Source organism: Pseudomonas sp. SWRI111, from assembly GCF_014268555.1.
Taxonomy (GTDB): Bacteria; Pseudomonadota; Gammaproteobacteria; order Pseudomonadales; family Pseudomonadaceae; genus Aquipseudomonas; species Aquipseudomonas hamedanensis.
In genome coordinates this window covers 87,533-104,601 of the sequence record NZ_JABWQQ010000002.1, presented here as the reverse complement: position 1 = coordinate 104,601, position 17,069 = coordinate 87,533, and the positions used below count along the sequence as shown (strand labels likewise).

At 61.0% G+C, this 17,069-nt stretch carries 17 protein-coding genes; 12 read left to right on the top strand and 5 right to left on the bottom strand.

The window, feature by feature from the left end; all coding sequences use genetic code 11:
• Nucleotides 1-286 precede the first annotated feature (286 nt).
• Complete coding sequence (gene rpmB, locus HU755_RS04005) at nucleotides 287-520, top strand: 50S ribosomal protein L28 (protein ID WP_007920377.1); 234 nt, start codon at nucleotides 287-289, stop codon at nucleotides 518-520.
• 11 nt (nucleotides 521-531) lie between these two features.
• Entirely contained in the window at nucleotides 532-687 is a 156-nt protein-coding gene (gene rpmG, locus HU755_RS04000; protein ID WP_016772554.1) for a 50S ribosomal protein L33, read from the top strand.
• Between the two features lie 180 nt (nucleotides 688-867).
• On the opposite strand, the gene HU755_RS03995 is transcribed toward rpmG, so the two are convergent.
• Nucleotides 868-1,230 carry a cupin domain-containing protein gene (locus tag HU755_RS03995; protein WP_186630696.1) on the bottom strand — a complete coding sequence of 121 codons (363 nt, stop codon included), beginning with the start codon at nucleotides 1,228-1,230 and terminating at the stop codon, nucleotides 868-870.
• A 227-nt stretch (nucleotides 1,231-1,457) separates the two neighbouring features.
• Between HU755_RS03995 and HU755_RS03990 the strand changes: the two genes are divergently transcribed.
• Together HU755_RS03990 and HU755_RS03985 are read left to right on the top strand one after the other, a co-directional pair.
• Nucleotides 1,458-2,951, top strand: a complete 1,494-nt coding sequence (locus HU755_RS03990) for an aldehyde dehydrogenase (protein WP_186549742.1) — start codon at nucleotides 1,458-1,460, stop codon at nucleotides 2,949-2,951.
• A gap of 185 nt (nucleotides 2,952-3,136) precedes the next feature.
• On the top strand, nucleotides 3,137-4,282 hold the full coding sequence (locus tag HU755_RS03985) for an MFS transporter (RefSeq protein ID WP_186630695.1): 1,146 nt from the start codon (nucleotides 3,137-3,139) through the stop codon (nucleotides 4,280-4,282).
• A 133-nt stretch (nucleotides 4,283-4,415) separates the two neighbouring features.
• On the opposite strand, the gene HU755_RS03980 is transcribed toward HU755_RS03985, so the two are convergent.
• Nucleotides 4,416-5,978 carry a phospholipase D-like domain-containing protein gene (locus HU755_RS03980; RefSeq protein ID WP_186630861.1) on the bottom strand — a complete coding sequence of 521 codons (1,563 nt, stop codon included), beginning with the start codon at nucleotides 5,976-5,978 and terminating at the stop codon, nucleotides 4,416-4,418.
• Nucleotides 5,979-6,320: 342 nt separating this feature from the next.
• On the opposite strand from HU755_RS03980, the gene HU755_RS03975 reads away from it, so the two are divergent.
• From HU755_RS03975 to HU755_RS03960, 4 genes are all read left to right on the top strand, one after another.
• Nucleotides 6,321-6,983, top strand: coding sequence for a DUF1120 domain-containing protein (locus HU755_RS03975; protein ID WP_186630694.1), 663 nt, complete (start codon nucleotides 6,321-6,323; stop codon nucleotides 6,981-6,983).
• 166 nt (nucleotides 6,984-7,149) lie between these two features.
• Nucleotides 7,150-7,857 (top strand): fimbria/pilus chaperone family protein, encoded by a 708-nt coding sequence (locus HU755_RS03970; RefSeq protein ID WP_186630693.1) that lies wholly within the window; start codon nucleotides 7,150-7,152, stop codon nucleotides 7,855-7,857.
• Nucleotides 7,857-10,277, top strand: a complete 2,421-nt coding sequence (locus tag HU755_RS03965) for a fimbria/pilus outer membrane usher protein (protein ID WP_186630692.1) — start codon at nucleotides 7,857-7,859, stop codon at nucleotides 10,275-10,277. The genes HU755_RS03970 and HU755_RS03965 overlap by 1 nt, the downstream gene beginning before the upstream one ends.
• Nucleotides 10,278-10,292: 15 nt before the next feature.
• Nucleotides 10,293-10,835, top strand: coding sequence for a hypothetical protein (locus HU755_RS03960; RefSeq protein WP_186630691.1), 543 nt, complete (start codon nucleotides 10,293-10,295; stop codon nucleotides 10,833-10,835).
• A 12-nt stretch (nucleotides 10,836-10,847) separates the two neighbouring features.
• Here HU755_RS03960 and HU755_RS03955 read toward each other — a convergent pair whose 3' ends face one another.
• Entirely contained in the window at nucleotides 10,848-12,275 is a 1,428-nt protein-coding gene (locus HU755_RS03955; RefSeq protein WP_186630690.1) for a PLP-dependent aminotransferase family protein, read from the bottom strand.
• Between the two features lie 176 nt (nucleotides 12,276-12,451).
• Between HU755_RS03955 and HU755_RS03950 the strand changes: the two genes are divergently transcribed.
• Complete coding sequence (locus tag HU755_RS03950) at nucleotides 12,452-12,694, top strand: DUF1127 domain-containing protein (protein WP_186619248.1); 243 nt, start codon at nucleotides 12,452-12,454, stop codon at nucleotides 12,692-12,694.
• A 143-nt stretch (nucleotides 12,695-12,837) separates the two neighbouring features.
• On the opposite strand, the gene HU755_RS03945 is transcribed toward HU755_RS03950, so the two are convergent.
• A complete protein-coding gene (locus HU755_RS03945; RefSeq protein ID WP_186630689.1) occupies nucleotides 12,838-14,148 on the bottom strand; it encodes an FAD-binding oxidoreductase in 1,311 nt (436 codons plus the stop codon).
• Nucleotides 14,149-14,294: 146 nt separating this feature from the next.
• Here HU755_RS03945 and HU755_RS03940 point away from each other — a divergent pair, with 146 nt between their 5' ends.
• Entirely contained in the window at nucleotides 14,295-14,648 is a 354-nt protein-coding gene (locus HU755_RS03940; RefSeq protein ID WP_064116421.1) for a YkgJ family cysteine cluster protein, read from the top strand.
• A 123-nt stretch (nucleotides 14,649-14,771) separates the two neighbouring features.
• On the opposite strand, the gene HU755_RS03935 is transcribed toward HU755_RS03940, so the two are convergent.
• Nucleotides 14,772-15,260 (bottom strand): Lrp/AsnC ligand binding domain-containing protein, encoded by a 489-nt coding sequence (locus HU755_RS03935; RefSeq protein ID WP_010465173.1) that lies wholly within the window; start codon nucleotides 15,258-15,260, stop codon nucleotides 14,772-14,774.
• A gap of 155 nt (nucleotides 15,261-15,415) precedes the next feature.
• Between HU755_RS03935 and dadA the strand changes: the two genes are divergently transcribed.
• Both dadA and HU755_RS03925 read left to right on the top strand, forming a co-directional pair.
• Nucleotides 15,416-16,720 (top strand): D-amino acid dehydrogenase, encoded by a 1,305-nt coding sequence (gene dadA / locus HU755_RS03930; RefSeq protein WP_186630688.1) that lies wholly within the window; start codon nucleotides 15,416-15,418, stop codon nucleotides 16,718-16,720.
• A complete protein-coding gene (locus tag HU755_RS03925) occupies nucleotides 16,692-17,045 on the top strand; it encodes a RidA family protein (protein WP_016772564.1) in 354 nt (117 codons plus the stop codon). The genes dadA and HU755_RS03925 overlap by 29 nt, the downstream gene beginning before the upstream one ends.
• Nucleotides 17,046-17,069 lie beyond the last annotated feature (24 nt).

The window sequence follows — 17,069 nt, the reverse complement described above, 5'->3', positions numbered from 1 at the left end:
CTGTAGGATGGGATTTCTGCGACGAGTGGTCAAAATCGGTTGCGGCCTTTGTCCAAGGCGCTCGCAGCGGGAAAAAACGCCTTTTTGCCGATTGATTGCACACCGATTGTTGTTGCTCCCCGGTCTTTCTGGTATAAAGCAGCGCTCTTTTCTAGGGGCCCGGTTCCTTCACTGTAGGTGTAGCCGGTAAGACCTCTAAAGAAACGCGGCGCCTGGCGCCAAATGACTGAGAGATTAAGCGGCCAACCCATGCCGGGTTGGGCATGTGGTTTTAGAGGGCTGAGGCATGTCGAGAGTATGTCAAGTTACCGGTAAGGGTCCGGTGACTGGGAATAACATTTCCCACGCAAACAACAAAACCCGTCGTCGTTTCCTGCCGAACCTGCAGCATCACCGCTTCTGGGTTGAAGAAGAGAAACGTTTTGTGCGTCTGCGCGTATCTGCCAAAGGCATGCGTATCATCGACAAGCGTGGCATCACTGTCGTGCTCGCCGAACTTCGCCGCGATGGCAAGATTTAAGGGAGCTAATCATGCGTGAATTGATTCGTTTGATCTCGAGCGCCGGTACTGGTCACTTCTACACTACCGACAAGAACAAGCGTACTACCCCGGACAAAATCGAGATCAAGAAATATGATCCGGTTGTTCGCAAGCACGTGATGTACAAGGAAGGCAAAATCAAGTAATTGATTTTTCCTGACTGCGAAAAAGGCCCGTATCGTGAGATGCGGGCCTTTTTTGTTGCCCTTGAATTATGCGGTGTCTGGTGGGGCCTCATCGCGAGCAGGCTCACTCCTACAGGGGAACGCATTCCAAATGTAGGAGTGAGCCTGCTCGCGATAGGGTCAGATCAACCAACACACCTCTCAAGTCTTCTGTTCAAAGATCACATAAACCTTGCGGCAAGCCTCCAGCACTTCCCACGTCCCGCGAAACCCCGCCGGAATCACAAAGCGATCGCCCACCCGCAAGGTCTTGGCATTGCCGTCGCTGTCACGCAGCACCGAAACTCCCTGGAGAATTTCGCAATACTCATGCTCGGTGTAGTTCACCGTCCACTGACCCACCGCGCCTTCCCACACACCCACACCCATCTGCCCGCATGGGCTGTCGTACTGGTGAAACACCGCCTGCTCAGGGTCGCCCTTGAGCACTTTGGTCGGGTCCGGGCGATAGCGCTCGGCTTCGCTGCCGGCCAGGCTGATGTCGACGACGTTCTGGATGTTCATTGTTGTTTTCTCCCGTAATGACGGCGCGTTGGCTGGAATGGGCCAAAGTCTATGTTTATTAAAATGAACACCGCAAGGCCGTATCGCAGGCTTATGTCAAATATATTGAAACAAACCCGGCCGCTGGTTTAGGGTGGCGGGTGCCTTGGGCCGAAAGTGCTGGCTGGCCGGGCAGTATTCTTGAAGAGCGCCGCAGCGCTTGTATTCAATAAGAGGAGGACACCCGAATGACCACCCTGACTCGTGCCGACTGGGAACAACGCGCCCGCGATCTGAAAATCGAAGGTCGCGCCTTTTTGAATGGCGAATACACCGACGCCGTCTCCGGCGAAACCTTCGAATGCATCAGCCCGGTCGATGGCCGTCTGCTCGGCAAAATCGCCAGCTGTGACGCCGCCGACGCCGACCGTGCCGTGGAAAACGCCCGCGCCACTTTCAATTCCGGCGTCTGGTCGCGCCTGGCGCCGACCAAACGCAAAGCCACCATGATCCGCTTCGCCAGCCTGCTGAAACAGCATGCTGAAGAACTGGCGCTGCTCGAAACCCTCGACATGGGCAAGCCGATCAGCGATTCGCTGTACATCGACGTACCGGGCGCAGCGCAGGCGCTGAGCTGGAGTGGTGAAGCGATCGACAAGATCTACGACGAAGTCGCGGCGACCCCGCACGACCAATTGGGTCTGGTGACGCGTGAGCCGGTGGGCGTGGTCGCTGCCATCGTGCCGTGGAACTTCCCGCTGATGATGGCTTGCTGGAAACTCGGTCCGGCGCTGTCGACCGGTAACTCAGTGGTGCTCAAACCGTCGGAAAAATCGCCGCTGACCGCTATCCGCATCGCTGCGTTGGCCGTTGAAGCCGGAATTCCGAAAGGCGTACTCAACGTGCTGCCGGGCTATGGCCACACCGTCGGCAAGGCGTTGGGTCTGCACAATGACGTCGATACGCTGGTATTTACCGGTTCGACCAAAATCGCCAAGCAACTGATGGTCTACGCCGGCGAATCGAACATGAAGCGCGTCTGGCTGGAAGCTGGCGGCAAGAGCCCGAACATCGTCTTCGCTGATGCGCCGGACCTGCAAGCTGCCGCCGAGTCCGCCGCCAGCGCCATCGCCTTCAACCAGGGCGAGGTCTGCACCGCCGGTTCGCGTCTGCTGGTCGAGCGTTCGATCAAGGACACATTCTTGCCGATGGTGATCGAGGCGTTGAAAACCTGGAAACCGGGTAACCCGCTGGACCCGGCGACCAACGTCGGCGCGCTGGTCGACACCCAGCAAATGAACACTGTGCTGTCCTACATCGAATCCGGTCACAGCGATGGCGCCAAACTGGTCGCGGGCGGCAAGCGCATCCTTCAGGAAACCGGTGGCACCTACGTTGAGCCAACGATTTTTGACGGCGTGAGCAACGCCATGAAGATTGCCCAGGAAGAAATTTTCGGCCCGGTGCTGTCGGTGATTGCTTTCGATACCGCCGAAGAAGCCATCCAGATTGCCAACGACACGCCATACGGTCTGGCCGCAGCGGTGTGGACTCAGGATATTTCCAAGGCGCACCTGACCGCCAAGGCCTTGCGCGCAGGCAGCGTATGGGTCAACCAGTACGACGGCGGCGACATGACCGCACCGTTCGGTGGCTTCAAGCAGTCGGGTAACGGTCGCGACAAATCGCTGCACGCGTTCGACAAATACACCGAGCTGAAGGCGACTTGGATCAAGCTGTAACTGTTCAGGGAGCCTGATTCAATCAAGCTCCCGAGCCATGCAGAGATCCCCTGTGGGAGCGGGCTTGCTCGCGAAAGCGGTTTTACTATCAGCAGATTGGCTAACTGACACACCGCCTTCGCGAGCAAGCCCGCTCCCACACTGGTTTGTGGTGTGCATAGAAACAATCCACAGGAGCGTGGAACATGCGGTGGGCGACGTATTTCGCCGTGTTGGCGTCTGTCTTGAGTGTCGGTCTGGCCCTTGGGGTCAGCATGCCGTTGGTGTCGTTGCGCCTGGAGGGCTGGGGTTATGGCTCGTTTGCCATCGGTGTGATGGCGGCGATGCCGGCGATCGGGGTGTTGCTGGGCGCGAAGGTTTCCAGCCACCTCGCCGCGTATTTCGGCACGGCGAACCTGATGCGTCTGTGCCTGTGGGCCGGGGCATTGTCGATCGGTTTGCTGGCGCTGTTGCCGAGCTACCCGATCTGGCTGGTGTTGCGCCTGATGATCGGCGTGATCCTGACTATCGTGTTTATTCTGGGCGAAAGCTGGATCAATCAACTGGTGGTCGAAAACTGGCGCGGGCGCTTGGTTGCTTTGTATGGCAGCAGCTACGCGTTGAGCCAACTGTCCGGTCCGCTGCTGCTGGGGGCGCTCGGCACTGAGCATGATTACGGCTTTTGGGTGGGGGTGGGTCTGCTGACGGTCTCGCCGTTGTTGCTCTTGGGGCGCAGTGGCGCGCCCAGCAGTGAGGCCAGCAGCGTAACCTTCAGCGAGTTGTGGGGCTTTGCCCGCGAGTTGCCGGCGATTGCCTGGGCGGTGTCGTTGTTTGCCGCGTTCGAAGCGATGATCCTGACCTTGTTGCCGGTGTATTGCCTGCAACAGGGCTTCTCGGCGGACATCGCTTTGGCGATGGTCAGCACCGTGGTGGTCGGCGACGCACTGCTGCAGTTGCCGATTGGCGCCCTGGCCGATTATCTGTCGCGACGCACGCTGTTTGCCGGTTGTGCGGTGGTGTTGATGCTGTCGAGTCTGGCGATACCGGCGTTACTCGATACGCTGCTGATCTGGCCATTGTGGGTGCTGTTCGGTGCGAGTGCCGGCGGCTTGTTTACCCTTTCGCTGATCCTGATTGGCGAGCGTTATCGCGACGACGCGCTGGTGCGGGCCAATGCGCATATTGCCCAGCTGTGGGGCGTTGGTTGTCTGGTCGGGCCGCTGGCGGCGGGGGCGGGGAGTCAGTGGATCAACGGGCATGCGTTGCCGCTGCTGATGGCGGTGGGGGCGTTCGGGTTGGTGCTGCTGTTATTGCGCCAAGGCGCTTTCGGCCCGATGACCGAGCCTGCCTGATACGGCGTTTCGGATAAACAATGTGGCGAGGGAGCTTGCTCCCGCTTGAGTGCGCAGCGCTCACAAGATCTTTGGGGCAGCTGCGCAGCCCAGCGGGAGCAAGCTCCCTCGCCACAATTAGTCCCCTGTCTGATTACAACATCCGCTCAAGCCCTACGCTGGTACTGAACCATGAATTGAAGCGCCGCCACCAGCTCCCCGGTTCTTTGGTCAGCGTATGCATCTGGCCGTTGTCCTCGGTGACCCAGACAACCTGGCCGTGTTCAAGTTTTGCCTGGTAACTCAAGGTCGGCGCCATGCCTTGCAGCGCCAGTGCGCGCACATGCTCGGCAAGTTCCGGGCTGTCGACCAGGACGCCGACTTCGGTGTTCCACAGCACTGAGCGCGGATCGAAATTGAACGAGCCGATAAACGATTTGCGTCGATCGAAGATGATCGCCTTGCTGTGCAGGCTGGAATCCGAGCCGCGATACGAGCGGCTGTAGAAGACTCGCGGCCCGCTGCCGTAGTTATCCCCAGGCTGGCGCCGCAGCTCATAGAGTTTTACCCCATGCTCCAGCAAGGCCTTGCGATAGGGCGCGTAGCCGCCATGCACCGCTGGCACGTCGGTGGCCTCCAGCGAATTGGTCAACAGGCTCACGGCAACCCCGGCATCGGCGCGCCCGGTCAGGTAGACGAGCCCTGGCTGGCCCGGCACGAAATACGCCGAAATCATGACCAGCTCTTTGCTCACCCCGGTCAGTTCCGGGCCTAACTGCGTGGTCAGCAGAAGGTGCGGATCCGGCTCGCCCTTTGACAACACCTTGCTCGGTGCGTCCCACAACGCCTGATTCCACGCCCAGATCAGCTCTTTGCGCCAGATGTCCATGCGCGGGTCGGTGGTGAATTTCATCAGTTGTTGATACAGCGCGTGGTTCTGCTTGCGGGTTTCTTCCAGCGACTCCTCAAGGCGTGTACGCGTGTTCTGCAGATCCCTGGCGGTGGGTTGGCTGGAGAGGAATTCGTCGATCGGTTTGCTCAGCGCGCTGTTCCAGTACTGGTCGAAACTGTGCCCGAGCTGCTCGGCCACCGGGCCGATGCTGAGCATGTCGATATCCGTGAAATTCAGATTGGGTTCGGCGTCGAAATATTCATCGCCCAGATTGCGCCCGCCGACGATGGCCGCGCTGTTATCTGCCAGCCACAGTTTGTTGTGCATGCGTCGGTGCTGCACGGACAGATTGAACAGCCGTCCCGCCGCCCGCGTGACGCCAGTGCTGCGCCCCAGGTGCAGTGGATTGAACAAGCGAATCTGGATCTGCGGATGCGCCGCCAGCGTGGCGATGATCTGATCGAGGCCATCGCTGGTGGTGTCGTCGAGCAAGATGCGCACACGCACGCCGCGGTCGGCAGCCTTGAGCACTTCATCCACCAGCATCCGCGTGCTGATGCCGTCATGGACGATGTAGTACTGCAAATCGAGGCTGACCTGGGCATGGCGAATCAGCTCCGCCCGGGCGGTAAACGCCTCGCCGCTGTCAGAGAGCAGGCGAAACCCCGATTGCCCTTTGTAGGGGGCAGCCTGCGCCTGAATCGAACGGCCGAACGCTGACTCTTTCGCCGGCAAAGCCTGGCTGGGTTGCCGAGGGACATCAACAGTCGCGCAACCGGCAAGTAGCAGCAAGAGCAACGGTACCAGCGGCTGGGGGAGTCCGATTCTCAAGTCAGATTTCTCCGCTCAGGGGTGGGGTCTGGAGTATGGCACGCCGGCGATGAAGTGTTGTTCGCGGCCAGGGCAGTCGATCCGTGGGGCAGGGCAGAGCGGTTTGTAGTCTGTGACTGTCGGGCGGATGCAGGGTATTCAACAAACTGATGAATTTTCCGGCTCTGATCAGCTACGTGTTGCAGCGATTTTTCCAACATGCATTGTTACCTCCTCTTACATCGCTGGGCGCAAGTAATCGGAATAATGACAACGCAGAGAAGGACATTTCCGTTTTTCATGCAGAAGAAATCCACTTGGCTGTCATCTTTCGATTCTTATGGAGTGAGAATTTTCATGCGCAAAACCTTTCGTGCAATTGCTGTCGCAAGCGCCCTGATACCGACATTGGCCATGGCCGATAGTGCGGATCTGTCGATCACCGGGACCATCATCCCGACCTCATGCATCCCTGGATTTTCCGGGGGAAATACCGTGGAGCTGGGCAATATTCCCGCCAGTTCGCTGAACCGCGACCGGCAGACCGAGCTGCAAAACCACAACATCACGCTTAGCGTCAATTGCTCGGCAAACGCGCCCATGGCAATTAAAGTGCACGACAACCAGGCGAGTACTCAGCTGCCCGGGATTGTTGTCGATGGCACGGACTGGGCGATGTACATCTACGGCATTGGCGAAGTGGCCGGCGCCAAGATCGGTGGCTACGGTCTGCGCTTCGGTACACCCACCGTCGATGGTCAGCCGTCCATGGTCATGTACAAGCAAGGGGGCATGGACAACTGGGACAGCCCCGATGCGGCCACACTGGTGGGCAAGAACGCCGAGGGAGGCAATCTTCGCTACTCGTGGGGCGCATCCCTCGCCGCAGGCCCGACACCGGGTATCGTGCATATCTTTCCCATGACGCTGGTGCCGGTCATCGGGCCCTCGCAGGACCTTCCGATCACCTCCGAAATCGCCCTCAACGGTTCGGCGACATTCGAGCTGCTCTACCTCTGACGCGACGCGCACTGCTGCCATGCATTTGGTTGGCAGTGCTGAAAAACCGCAGTGACTTTCGACGGGCGCCGGTTTTTTTTCGGACCTGTTACGTTCAATCAAAACAACGAATTGGCCCGCGGCTCCGGCATCAATCCCGGCTGCGCGCGTGCCTGTGGGAAACGAGATGAACGCCTTCGTGCGCAACGTCATTGCCAGCGTGCTGCTGGCTGTTTCATGGCTGCCGGGTGCGAGCCAGGCGGCGGGGATGGTTCCGGAAACACCGGTCATGGTGTTGGAGGAAGGAGTGGGCGAGGCGGCAATCAATGTCACCAACAGCGAGTCACACCCGGCGCTGCTGCACACATCGGTCCAAGATGTACCGCAGGACACCGAGTCCCTGTTATTGCTCACACCGCCCGTAGCCCGGGTTGAACCTGGCGCCACCCAGCGGGTGCGATTCATCCTGCGCAGCGCCGAGCCGTTGAAGACCGAGCGTCTCAAACGTGTGGTCTTCGAAGGGATCGCGCCGCAGGATTCGACGGGCAAGGCGCGGGTGGATCTGAGTGTGCGGCAGAATATCCCGGCGATTCTGCGCCCGGCGAACCTGCCGGTCGATCGCGAGCCATGGAAGCATTTGCGCTGGTCGCGCCAGGACGACCGTCTCCAGGTGCGCAATCCCAGTCCATATGTCGTACGCCTGCGACACTCGGTGACGTTGCTGCCGGAACCGCAAGCGATGGACTTGGGGCGCACTTACGTCCTGCCCGGCGAAACCCTGACATTGACCGGGCCTGCCGCGCCGGATCAGGCGCAGACGAAGGTACGTCTGTACCCGGTGACCACTTACGGTTTCGCCGTTTCGCACTTTGATGCCCCGTTGGGACCGGACTGATGCGACCGGGTTGCGGTGCCGGGCTCTTGCTGGCGGGCGCATTGGGCTATTCATCGATGGGCAGTGCGGCGCCGGCCAGCGTGCAGTTCGATCAGAGTCTGCTCAGGTCGCGCGGGCTGGATCCGCGCCTGGCCGAGTATTTCAGCCAGGCGCCGCGCTTTCGCGAGGGCCCGCAGACGGTGACACTGGCGGTCAATGGCGTGCCCAAGGGGCGGTTGCAGGTGACGTTCGATGCCGAGGGCGAGTTGTGTTTTTCGCCCTCGTTGCTCGAGCGTGGCGGCATCAGCCACCTGGATCGCGTCGGCGCAATAACCGAGCCGGGATGCGAGCTGTTTGCCCGGCGTTTTACCCACGCCGTTGTGCAGGCCGATCCCGCCCGTGGCCACGTCGAACTGCTGGTGCCCACCGATGCCCTGTTGCCGGATAGCCCGACGCGGCGCAGTTTTGCCAATGGCGGTACGGCGGGTCTCATCAATTACGACGCGTTGATGCTCGGTAGCCGCTATGCCGGGCAATCCTCGCAGTACCGTAGCCTCAATGCCGAGTTGGGCCTGAACACCGCAGATTGGGCGTTTCGAAGCCGCCAAGGGTATAGCGAGTCCGGCGGCGAGGGGCGCGTCGAACACTTGAATGCCTATGCTTCGCACACCTTTGAACGTTACCAGGCAAACCTGCAATTAGGGCAACTGAACATGCTCTCGCCGCTGTTTTCCGCAGAGTCTTTCAACGGCCTGCAATTGCAGCCGGAGCTGGCATTGATGGAGCTGGACGAGGACAGCGCCGGTGCCAGAGTCGAGGGCATTGCCTATTCCTCCGCCCGGATCGAAGTCACCCAGAGCGGCGCGCTTATCTACACCACCGTGGTGCCCAGCGGGCCGTTTACCCTGGTGGGGCTGCCGTTGCTCAGTCAGAGCGCGGATCTGGAAGTCACGGTGCACGAGGAGAGCGGCCAGCAGCGGCGTTTTATTGTGCCGGCAACGCAACTGCGCGGTGCGCTGCCGGGGCGGACGGCGGGTTATGGCTTGGCCGCCGGGCAAGTCCGACGCTATTCGGGGGACGAGCGTGATGCGCCATCATTTGTCGCCGCGAGTAAGGATTGGCGCTTTGGTCCACGTTGGCAGGCCACGGGTGGAGCGATGCTCGGCGCGGGGTATGAGGCCGTGGGCTGGGCCGTGCAAACAGCCGTCGGCGATCGTCTGGTGCTGGGCGGGCGGCAAGTGGTCTCCCGGGTGCAAGATCAGGCGCTGGCTGGGACGCAGATGCGCTGGACGGCCAATGGTCTGCTCGGCGAAGCGCTGTCAGCCAGTTTGGCAATGACCCGCCAGACCGCGGATTTCCGCACGTTGTCGGACACCACCTGGGATCCGCGCCATGATCAGCCCTTGCAACGAGTACGCGATCAGTTGACGGCGAGCCTGAGTGTCAGCAGCCATGCGCTGGGCGGGTTGTCTGGAAGCTACTCACGAATGGCCATGTTCGACGGCTCGACCACGTCCAGAGTGGCGGTGGCCTGGTCGCAGCTACTGCGCCGGACCAGCGTGTCCTTGACGGTAGAGCGCGATGTCGCGGACTCCGAGGACGATGCGCGGGGGATGGCGGTCTACCTGAGCGTCAGCCTGCCCCTGGGTGCTCGCCAGGCCATGCGCGGCTACGTTCGCAATGATCAGCTCAGCGGCACGCGCAGCGGTCTGCGATTCAATGAACAATTGAGCGATAACCTGGCCTATAGCGTCGGCGCCGAGCGACCGGATCACGGCCGGGTCGGCTATAACACCCGGGTCAGTCTGTTGCCACGTTACAGTCAACTGGACATCGGCTACGCGCACAGCGGGGCGGGCGACCAGAGCTATGACGTGGGCCTGCGTGGCGGGGTGCTGCTGCATGCGCAAGGCGTGACCCTGTCGCCCTATTCGTTACGCGATACCTTCGCCTTGCTCAAGGCGGGCGACAGTGCCGGGATCAAGCTCAACACCCCGCGCGGCCCGGTCTGGACGGACTACGCCGGCCACGCCGTCGCGGCCAGTCTGCCGGCCTACAGCAAAGGGCGGGTTGAACTCGATACCGCGAGCCTTGGGCGTAATGTCGACGTACACAACGCTTATCAGGAAATCGAGATCGGACGTAACGCGGTAGCACATCTGGCCTTCGACATCGTCACCGCGCGACGTGTGCTTCTACAAGCGCGCACGGCAGACAACGTACTCATACAGAAGGGTGTCGGGGTGTTCGACGAGCAGGGGCAATACGTCACCAGCGTGCTGGAGGCCGGGCGGATTTTTCTGTCGGACGTGCAGCCAGACCTGCAATTGCACGTGCTGTTGGCGGACGGCCAACGGTGCAACCTTGAGTTCGCCATGGACGAGGCGCGTGACCTCGACACGCTCTATGAATCCGCCACAGCCATCTGCCGCACTGTCTGAAAAAGGAAAAGCACCATGCGAGGATTGAAAGCCATTGCGTTGAGCGGGCTGTCGTTGAGCTTGCTGATGTTCGTTTTTCCAGCGCCGGCGCACGCCGAATGCACGGTCAGGCTCGGCCCGGCGGCCATCGATTTTGGCTCGACGACGCGCGGGCAATTGCTGGCGCAATCAGTGCACAGTGACCCGTTGAGTTTTGGTCTGCGGCGGGCCCAGGCTCATGTCCAGTGCGAGCGGAGCCGCTTGATGCGTCTGGAGCTGGTGGGTGCGGCAGCCGACGCCGGGCATTACCGCTTCGGCGCCGGAACGCTTCAGGTGCGGGTGCTGGCGGTGCGGCTCGATGGCAAAGCGGTGCAATGGCTTAGCGAAGGACAGGGGGAAGAACCCGATGCGCGCGTCTGGCGTCCGGGCGTCCGCTTGGTGCCAGCGATTGCGGACGCAGGCGTTGAAGGCCAGCGCATGGAAATCGAGCTGGAGTTTGAGGCCGGCGTTGCGTCAGCCGACACGCGGGTCAGTGACCTGACCCGGTTCGACAGCGAACTGAAGTTTGTCCTGCGCTGAGGCGTTCCGGCGTCAGAAGGCGGGGTTCTCGGCAAGCAGCTTGATCGCCGCTGCGCCCACCTTGCGCACGGCCTCTTCGATCTGTGCTGTCGGTTTCGCCGCGTAGTTCATGCGCAGGCAATTACGGTACTTGCCCGAAGCGGAAAAGATGCTGCCGACAGCAATCTGTACGCCCTGGTCGTGCAGCGCGCGATTGAGTTTCAGGGTGTCGAAGCCTTCCGGCAGTTCCACCCACAGCATAAAGCTGCCCTGCGGACGGCTGGCGCGGGTGCCGGCGGGGAAGTAGCGGGTGACCCAGTCGATCATCGCGTCACGATTGCGCTGGTACTGCGTGCGCATGCGCCGCAAGTGCGGTTCGAAATGCCCGGCCTTGATGAATTCGGCAATGGCGATCTGCGGTTGCGGCGCGGTCGATCCGGTGCTGATGTATTTCATGTGCAGCACGCGTTCGAGGTATCGCCCCGGCGCGACCCAACCGATGCGCAGCCCCGGCGCCAGGGTTTTGGAAAACGAACTGCACAACAGTACCCGGCCGTCTTCGTCGAACGATTTGATCGTGCGTGGCCGCGGGTAGGTGTAGGCCAGTTCGCCGTAGACATCGTCTTCGATGATCGCCACGTCGAAGCGCTGCGCCAGGTTGAGCAGAGCGCGTTTACGCGACTCGGGCATGATGTAGCCGAGCGGGTTGTTGCAGTTCGGCGTGAGCTGAATGACTTTGATCGGCCACTGCTCGAGCGCCAGTTCCAGCGCTTCGAGGCTGATGCCGGTGAGGGGATCGGTGGGGATTTCCAGGGCTTTCATGCCCAGCCCCTTCAGCGTCTGCATGGCGCCGTGAAAACTCGGCGAATCCACCGCGACGATGTCGCCCGGCTCGCAGATCGCGTGAATGCTGGTGGACAGCGCTTCGTGACAACCGGTGGTGATGACCAGCTCGCTGGCGCTCAACTGGCAACCGGAATCGAGCATCAGGCGCGCGATCTGTTCACGCAGTTCGAGATTGCCGTGGATGTTGTCGTAATACAGACCGGGCATGTCCTGCCGGCGACTGATCCGTGCCAGACCGCGCAAAAGCGGCTTCATGGTCGGCGAACCGACATCGGGCATGCCACGACCCAACTGCACGACGTCCTTGCGCGGGACGGCGCGGATCAATTCCAGTACCTGATCCCACTGCGAAATCTCCACCGGCCGCTGCGCCGGGCGGCCAATGGCCGGTAGTTCCGGCAGTTCGCGACCGACCGGCACAAAGTAGCCCGACTTGGGTTTTGGCGTGGCCAGGCCGCTGTCTTCGAGCATGCGATAGGCCTGCTGCACCGTGCTGAGGCTGACGCCATGTTCGACGCTCAAGGCTCGCACCGACGGCAAACGGTCGCCTGGGCGATAGAAGCCTTGTTCGATGCGGGTGCCGAGCAATTCGGCGAGGTTCACATACAGAGTCATCACTGCCTCGGTGCGGGTTGGCTTAAAACCAGTACAGATGCGGCAAAAATCGATCATTCAGTCAGCAAATCGGCAAATCTGTATGGGGTTAATACAGTTTGTTTGCGTCTGTAATGGTTTTGCTCGCCCGCGCATCATGGAATCTCTTGCTACCCAAGTAAACAGGAGCTACGAAAATGAACGGCTTGAGCGATGTGCGGCTGACGTTACACAGTCAGGAACTGGCGGCAGGGCAGCGCAACGATGCGCGCAATCTGATGCGCAGCGCGCCGTCCGGCCTGAGCCTCTGGGGTCTGTTCTGGCATCGTCGGCACACGCGCAAGGCCTTGTTGACGCTGACGCCGGAGCAGCTCAAGGATGTCGGGCTGACCCGGGAGCAGGCGCGGGAGGAAGGGCTGAAGCCGTTCTGGCGGATCTGAGATCTGTATCGTCCTCTCGATCCATTCGCGAGCAGGCTCGCTCCCACATTGATCTGCGGTGGATACAAATTTTCCGTCCGCCGCAAACCTCCTGTGGGAGCGAGCCTGCTCGCGAAGGCAATCTCAGGATCGCTGCAGAAACGTCAGACTAACTCTTTGAGCCGATGCCATAACATCCCCAACGCCAACAATGGCGAGCGCAAATGCTTGCCGCCGGGGAAGGTGATGTGCGGCACCTTGGCAAACAGATCAAAGCCACCACTGTGCCGCCCGCTGATCGCTTCGGCCAGTAATTTGCCCGCCAGGTGCGTGGCATTCACCCCGTGCCCGGAATAAGCCTGGGCGTAATACACGTTCGGCTGGTCGGCGAGCCGGCCAATCTGCGGCAAACGGTTGGCGCCGATGCCGATCATGCCGCCCCATTGATAATCGATCTTCACCCCAGCGAGCTGCGGAAAAACCTCGAGCATTTTCGGCCGCATGTACCCGGCGATATCTTTCGGATCGCGCCCTGAGTAATGACACGCGCCGCCAAACAACAAACGTCGATCCGCCGAGAGCCGGTAGTAATCCAGCGCCACCCGCTGATCGCAGACCGCCATGTTCTGCGGTAGCAGGCTGTGCGCCAGATCATCACTCAGCGGTTCAGTGGCGATGATGTAGCTGCCGGCCGGCAGGACTTTGCCACTGAGTTGCGGATTGAGCTCATTGAGGTAAGCGTTGCACCCCAGCACCAGCGTCTTCGCCCGCACCGAGCCTTGCGCTGTATGTACCTTCACTTGCGGGCCGTAGTCGATGCGCGTCACCGCCGAATGTTCGAAGAGTTTTACCCCGAGCTGCTGCGCCGCCGCCGCTTCGCCCAAAGCCAGATTCAGTGGATGCAGATGCCCCGAGCCCATGTCGATCAAGCCGCCAGCGTAGCGCGTGGAACCGACCACGGTGTGCATCTCATCGGCTTGCAACAAACGGGTTTCATGGCGATAGCCGAGGCTGCGCAGGTCCTCGGCGTCTTCGGCGAAACCTTCGAGGTCGGAGGGTTTGTTGGCGAGGTCGCAATAGCCCCAGGTCAGGTCACAGGCAACCTGGAAACGCTCGATGCGCTGGCGGACGATTTCCACGGCCTCAAGGCCCATGAGTTTCATCGCGTGCACGCCATCGGCACCGATGACATTGGCGAACTGATCGAGACCATGGCCGACCCCGCGAATCAGTTGCCCGCCGTTGCGCCCGCTGGCGCCCCAACCGATCTTGTGCGCTTCCAGCAGGACCACATTCAAACCACGCTCGGCCAGTTCCAGTGCCGTGTTCAGCCCGGAAAAGCCGCCGCCGACCACGCAGACATCGGCCACTACCTCACCTTGCAATACCGGATGGTCAGGCTGCGGCAGGCTGCTGGCGGCGTAGTAAGAGGCAACGTGGGGTTGGCTCGCGGTGGTCTGGGCGCGGGCGGTCATGGGCATCATCCAACGGCTGAGTGTCGAGAAAATTTGACGGAGCATAAGCCGCTCGCCCGAAAGTGGGCAACCCGGCTGGCCTGCGGTGTCTGCATCGCGGCTTTTGCGGCACAATTATCGCCTGTTCCCATTCGGTCACCGTTTCGATGAGCTGCAACAGCCAGAAAATCCGCGCCCTGCGTCAGCAGATTCCCTCGTTCGAGTGCGTCCCCGGCTGCCACGACTGCTGCGGCCCGGTGACCACCTCGCCGGAAGAAATGGCCCGCCTGCCGCGCAAGACCCGCGCCGAGCAGGATGCCGCGATGGAAGAACTCAACTGTGTGCATCTGGGGCCGAACGGCTGCACGGTCTATGAAGAGCGGCCGTTGATCTGCCGGTTGTTCGGCACGACCAAGACCTTGCCATGCCCGAACGAGCGGCGGCCGGTGGAGTTGATTCATCCGCGGGTGGAGAAGCAGATTTTCGAGTACATGGCGGCGAATCGGCAGGTGTTGGTTTAGCGGTTGCGTTCACGTCAGACCGAGTCGACCCCCTTCGCGAGCAGGCTCGCTCCTACATTTGGAATGCGTACCCTTGTAGGAGTGAGCCTGCTCGCGATAGGGCCGGGTCGGGCACCGAAAATTTCAATCCGGAATCGGCAGACACAGGCTCTCTTTCACCTCTTCCATCACGATATAGCTCTTCGATTCGCGCACATGCGGCAGTTTCAACAGAATGTCGCCGAGCAGTTTGCGGTACGAAGCCATCTCGGAAATTCGCGCCTTCACCAGATAGTCGAAATCCCCTGATACCAAATGGCATTCCAGCACATGCGGCAATTTCAGCACCGCGCGTCGGAACTCTTCGAAAGTGTCGCCGGATTTGTAGTCGAGGCTGATCTCGACGAACACCAGCAGGCTACCCTTCAGATGCTGGGGATTGAGCCGGGCGTTGTAGCCCATGATGATCCCCTCGCGCTCCAGACGCCTTACGCGCTCGGTGCACGGCGTGGTCGAGAGGCCGACCTTTTCCCCCAGTTCGGTGAAGGAGATTCGCCCGTCCGCCTGCAAGATCCGCAAGATGTTGCGGTCGATCTTGTCCAGCTCACGTTTGGTCTGAGTGTTGGTACGCATAGGGGATGCGCCTCCGTGAAAAGGGTTTTTGCCGAGAATTGTCGCCAAATATAGGCGCTTATATAGTGAAAAACACTGGCATTTCTTTTTTACACTGCGCCCATCATTGCTCTAACAACACAGCTCGGCGGGAAAGCCGCGATGAGGGATTGAAAATGCGCGTCATGGTCTTGGGTAGCGGCGTCATCGGTACCGCCAGTGCTTACTATCTGGCCCGTGCCGGGTTTGAAGTGGTGGTGGTCGACCGGCAGCCAGCCGCGGCCATGGAGACCAGTTTCGCCAACGCCGGCCAGGTCTCGCCGGGCTACGCCTCGCCGTGGGCCGCGCCGGGTGTGCCGCTCAAGGCCATCAAGTGGCTGCTGCAACGCCATGCGCCGCTCGCGATCAAGGCCACTGCCGACATCGACCAATACCTGTGGATGGCGCAAATGCTGCGCAACTGCACCGCCAGCCGTTACGCGGTGAACAAGGAACGCATGGTGCGTCTGTCCGAGTACAGCCGCGACTGCCTCGACGAACTGCGCGCCGAAACCGGTATTGCCTACGAAGGCCGCAGCCTCGGCACTACGCAGTTGTTCCGCACTCAGGCGCAACTGGACAACGCCGCCAAAGACATCGCTGTGCTGAAAGAGTCCGGCGTACCCTTTGAAGTACTCGACCGCGCCGGTATTGCCCGCGTCGAGCCGGCGCTGGCCGACGTCACCGACATCCTTGCCGGTGCACTGCGCTTGCCAAACGATCAGACCGGCGACTGCCAGATCTTCACCACCCGCCTCGCCGAAATGGCGCGCAAGCTGGGCGTGGAATTCCGTTTCGGTCAGGACATCCAGAAGCTCGACTATGCCGGTGATCGCATCAACGGCGTGTGGATCGATGGCAAGCTGGAAACCGCCGACCGCTACGTGCTGGCGCTCGGCAGCTACTCGCCACAACTGCTCAAGCCGCTGGGCATCAAGGCTCCGGTCTATCCACTCAAGGGTTACTCGCTGACCGTGCCGATCACCAACCCGGGCATGGCGCCGACGTCGACTATTCTGGATGAGACCTACAAGGTCGCGATCACCCGTTTCGACAACCGCATCCGCGTCGGCGGCATGGCCGAAATTGCCGGTTTTGACCTGTCGCTCAATCCGCGGCGGCGCGAAACCCTGGAGATGATCGTCAACGACCTTTATCCTCAGGGCGGCAATCTGGCCGAAGCGAGTTTCTGGACCGGTCTGCGTCCGACCACGCCGGACGGCACGCCGATCGTTGGCGCCACGCCGTTCAAGAACCTCTTCCTCAACACCGGTCACGGCACGCTCGGCTGGACCATGGCATGCGGTTCCGGCCGTTTGCTGGCCGACCTGATGGCGAAGAAAAAGCCGCAGATCAGTGCCGAAGGCCTCGATATTTCCCGTTACGGCAACAAGACCCAGGAGTCCGCAAAACATGTCAATCCAGCGCCAGCTCACCAATGAGCGCATGAGTCAGATCGTCAGCCACAACGGCACCGTGTATCTGGCCGGGCAGGTCGGCGACGACTTCGACGCCGGGATTGAGCAGCAGACCCGTGACGTGCTTGCCAACATCGAACGTCTGCTCGATCTGGCCGGGACGGACAAACAGCATTTGCTGTCGGCGACCATCTACCTGAACGACATCGAGGCGCACTTTGCCGGGATGAACGCCGTGTGGGACCAATGGCTGCCCAAAGGCGCCGCGCCGGCCCGCGCCACCGTCGAAGCGAAGATGGCCAAGCCGAGCATTCTGGTGGAGATCTCCATCGTCGCCGCGCTGCCGTAACGTTTCAAAGATCCCTCTCCCGGC

What these genes read in the sequence shown, in the direction of transcription:
- HU755_RS03965 (WP_186630692.1), top strand. Translation starts at nt 7,857, where the DNA reads ATGCGACCGGGTTGCGGTGCCGGGCTCTTGCTGGCGGGCGCATTGGGC.
- HU755_RS03940 (WP_064116421.1), top strand. Translation starts at nt 14,295, where the DNA reads ATGAGCTGCAACAGCCAGAAAATCCGCGCCCTGCGTCAGCAGATTCCC.
- HU755_RS03995 (WP_186630696.1), bottom strand. Translation starts at nt 1,230, where the DNA reads ATGAACATCCAGAACGTCGTCGACATCAGCCTGGCCGGCAGCGAAGCC.
- rpmB (WP_007920377.1), top strand. Translation starts at nt 287, where the DNA reads ATGTCGAGAGTATGTCAAGTTACCGGTAAGGGTCCGGTGACTGGGAAT.
- HU755_RS03955 (WP_186630690.1), bottom strand. Translation starts at nt 12,275, where the DNA reads ATGACTCTGTATGTGAACCTCGCCGAATTGCTCGGCACCCGCATCGAA.
- HU755_RS03985 (WP_186630695.1), top strand. Translation starts at nt 3,137, where the DNA reads ATGCGGTGGGCGACGTATTTCGCCGTGTTGGCGTCTGTCTTGAGTGTC.
- HU755_RS03945 (WP_186630689.1), bottom strand. Translation starts at nt 14,148, where the DNA reads ATGACCGCCCGCGCCCAGACCACCGCGAGCCAACCCCACGTTGCCTCT.
- HU755_RS03935 (WP_010465173.1), bottom strand. Translation starts at nt 15,260, where the DNA reads ATGCGTACCAACACTCAGACCAAACGTGAGCTGGACAAGATCGACCGC.
- HU755_RS03990 (WP_186549742.1), top strand. Translation starts at nt 1,458, where the DNA reads ATGACCACCCTGACTCGTGCCGACTGGGAACAACGCGCCCGCGATCTG.
- HU755_RS03950 (WP_186619248.1), top strand. Translation starts at nt 12,452, where the DNA reads ATGAACGGCTTGAGCGATGTGCGGCTGACGTTACACAGTCAGGAACTG.
- HU755_RS03970 (WP_186630693.1), top strand. Translation starts at nt 7,150, where the DNA reads ATGAACGCCTTCGTGCGCAACGTCATTGCCAGCGTGCTGCTGGCTGTT.
- HU755_RS03960 (WP_186630691.1), top strand. Translation starts at nt 10,293, where the DNA reads ATGCGAGGATTGAAAGCCATTGCGTTGAGCGGGCTGTCGTTGAGCTTG.
- HU755_RS03925 (WP_016772564.1), top strand. Translation starts at nt 16,692, where the DNA reads ATGTCAATCCAGCGCCAGCTCACCAATGAGCGCATGAGTCAGATCGTC.
- dadA (WP_186630688.1), top strand. Translation starts at nt 15,416, where the DNA reads ATGCGCGTCATGGTCTTGGGTAGCGGCGTCATCGGTACCGCCAGTGCT.
- HU755_RS03975 (WP_186630694.1), top strand. Translation starts at nt 6,321, where the DNA reads ATGCGCAAAACCTTTCGTGCAATTGCTGTCGCAAGCGCCCTGATACCG.
- rpmG (WP_016772554.1), top strand. Translation starts at nt 532, where the DNA reads ATGCGTGAATTGATTCGTTTGATCTCGAGCGCCGGTACTGGTCACTTC.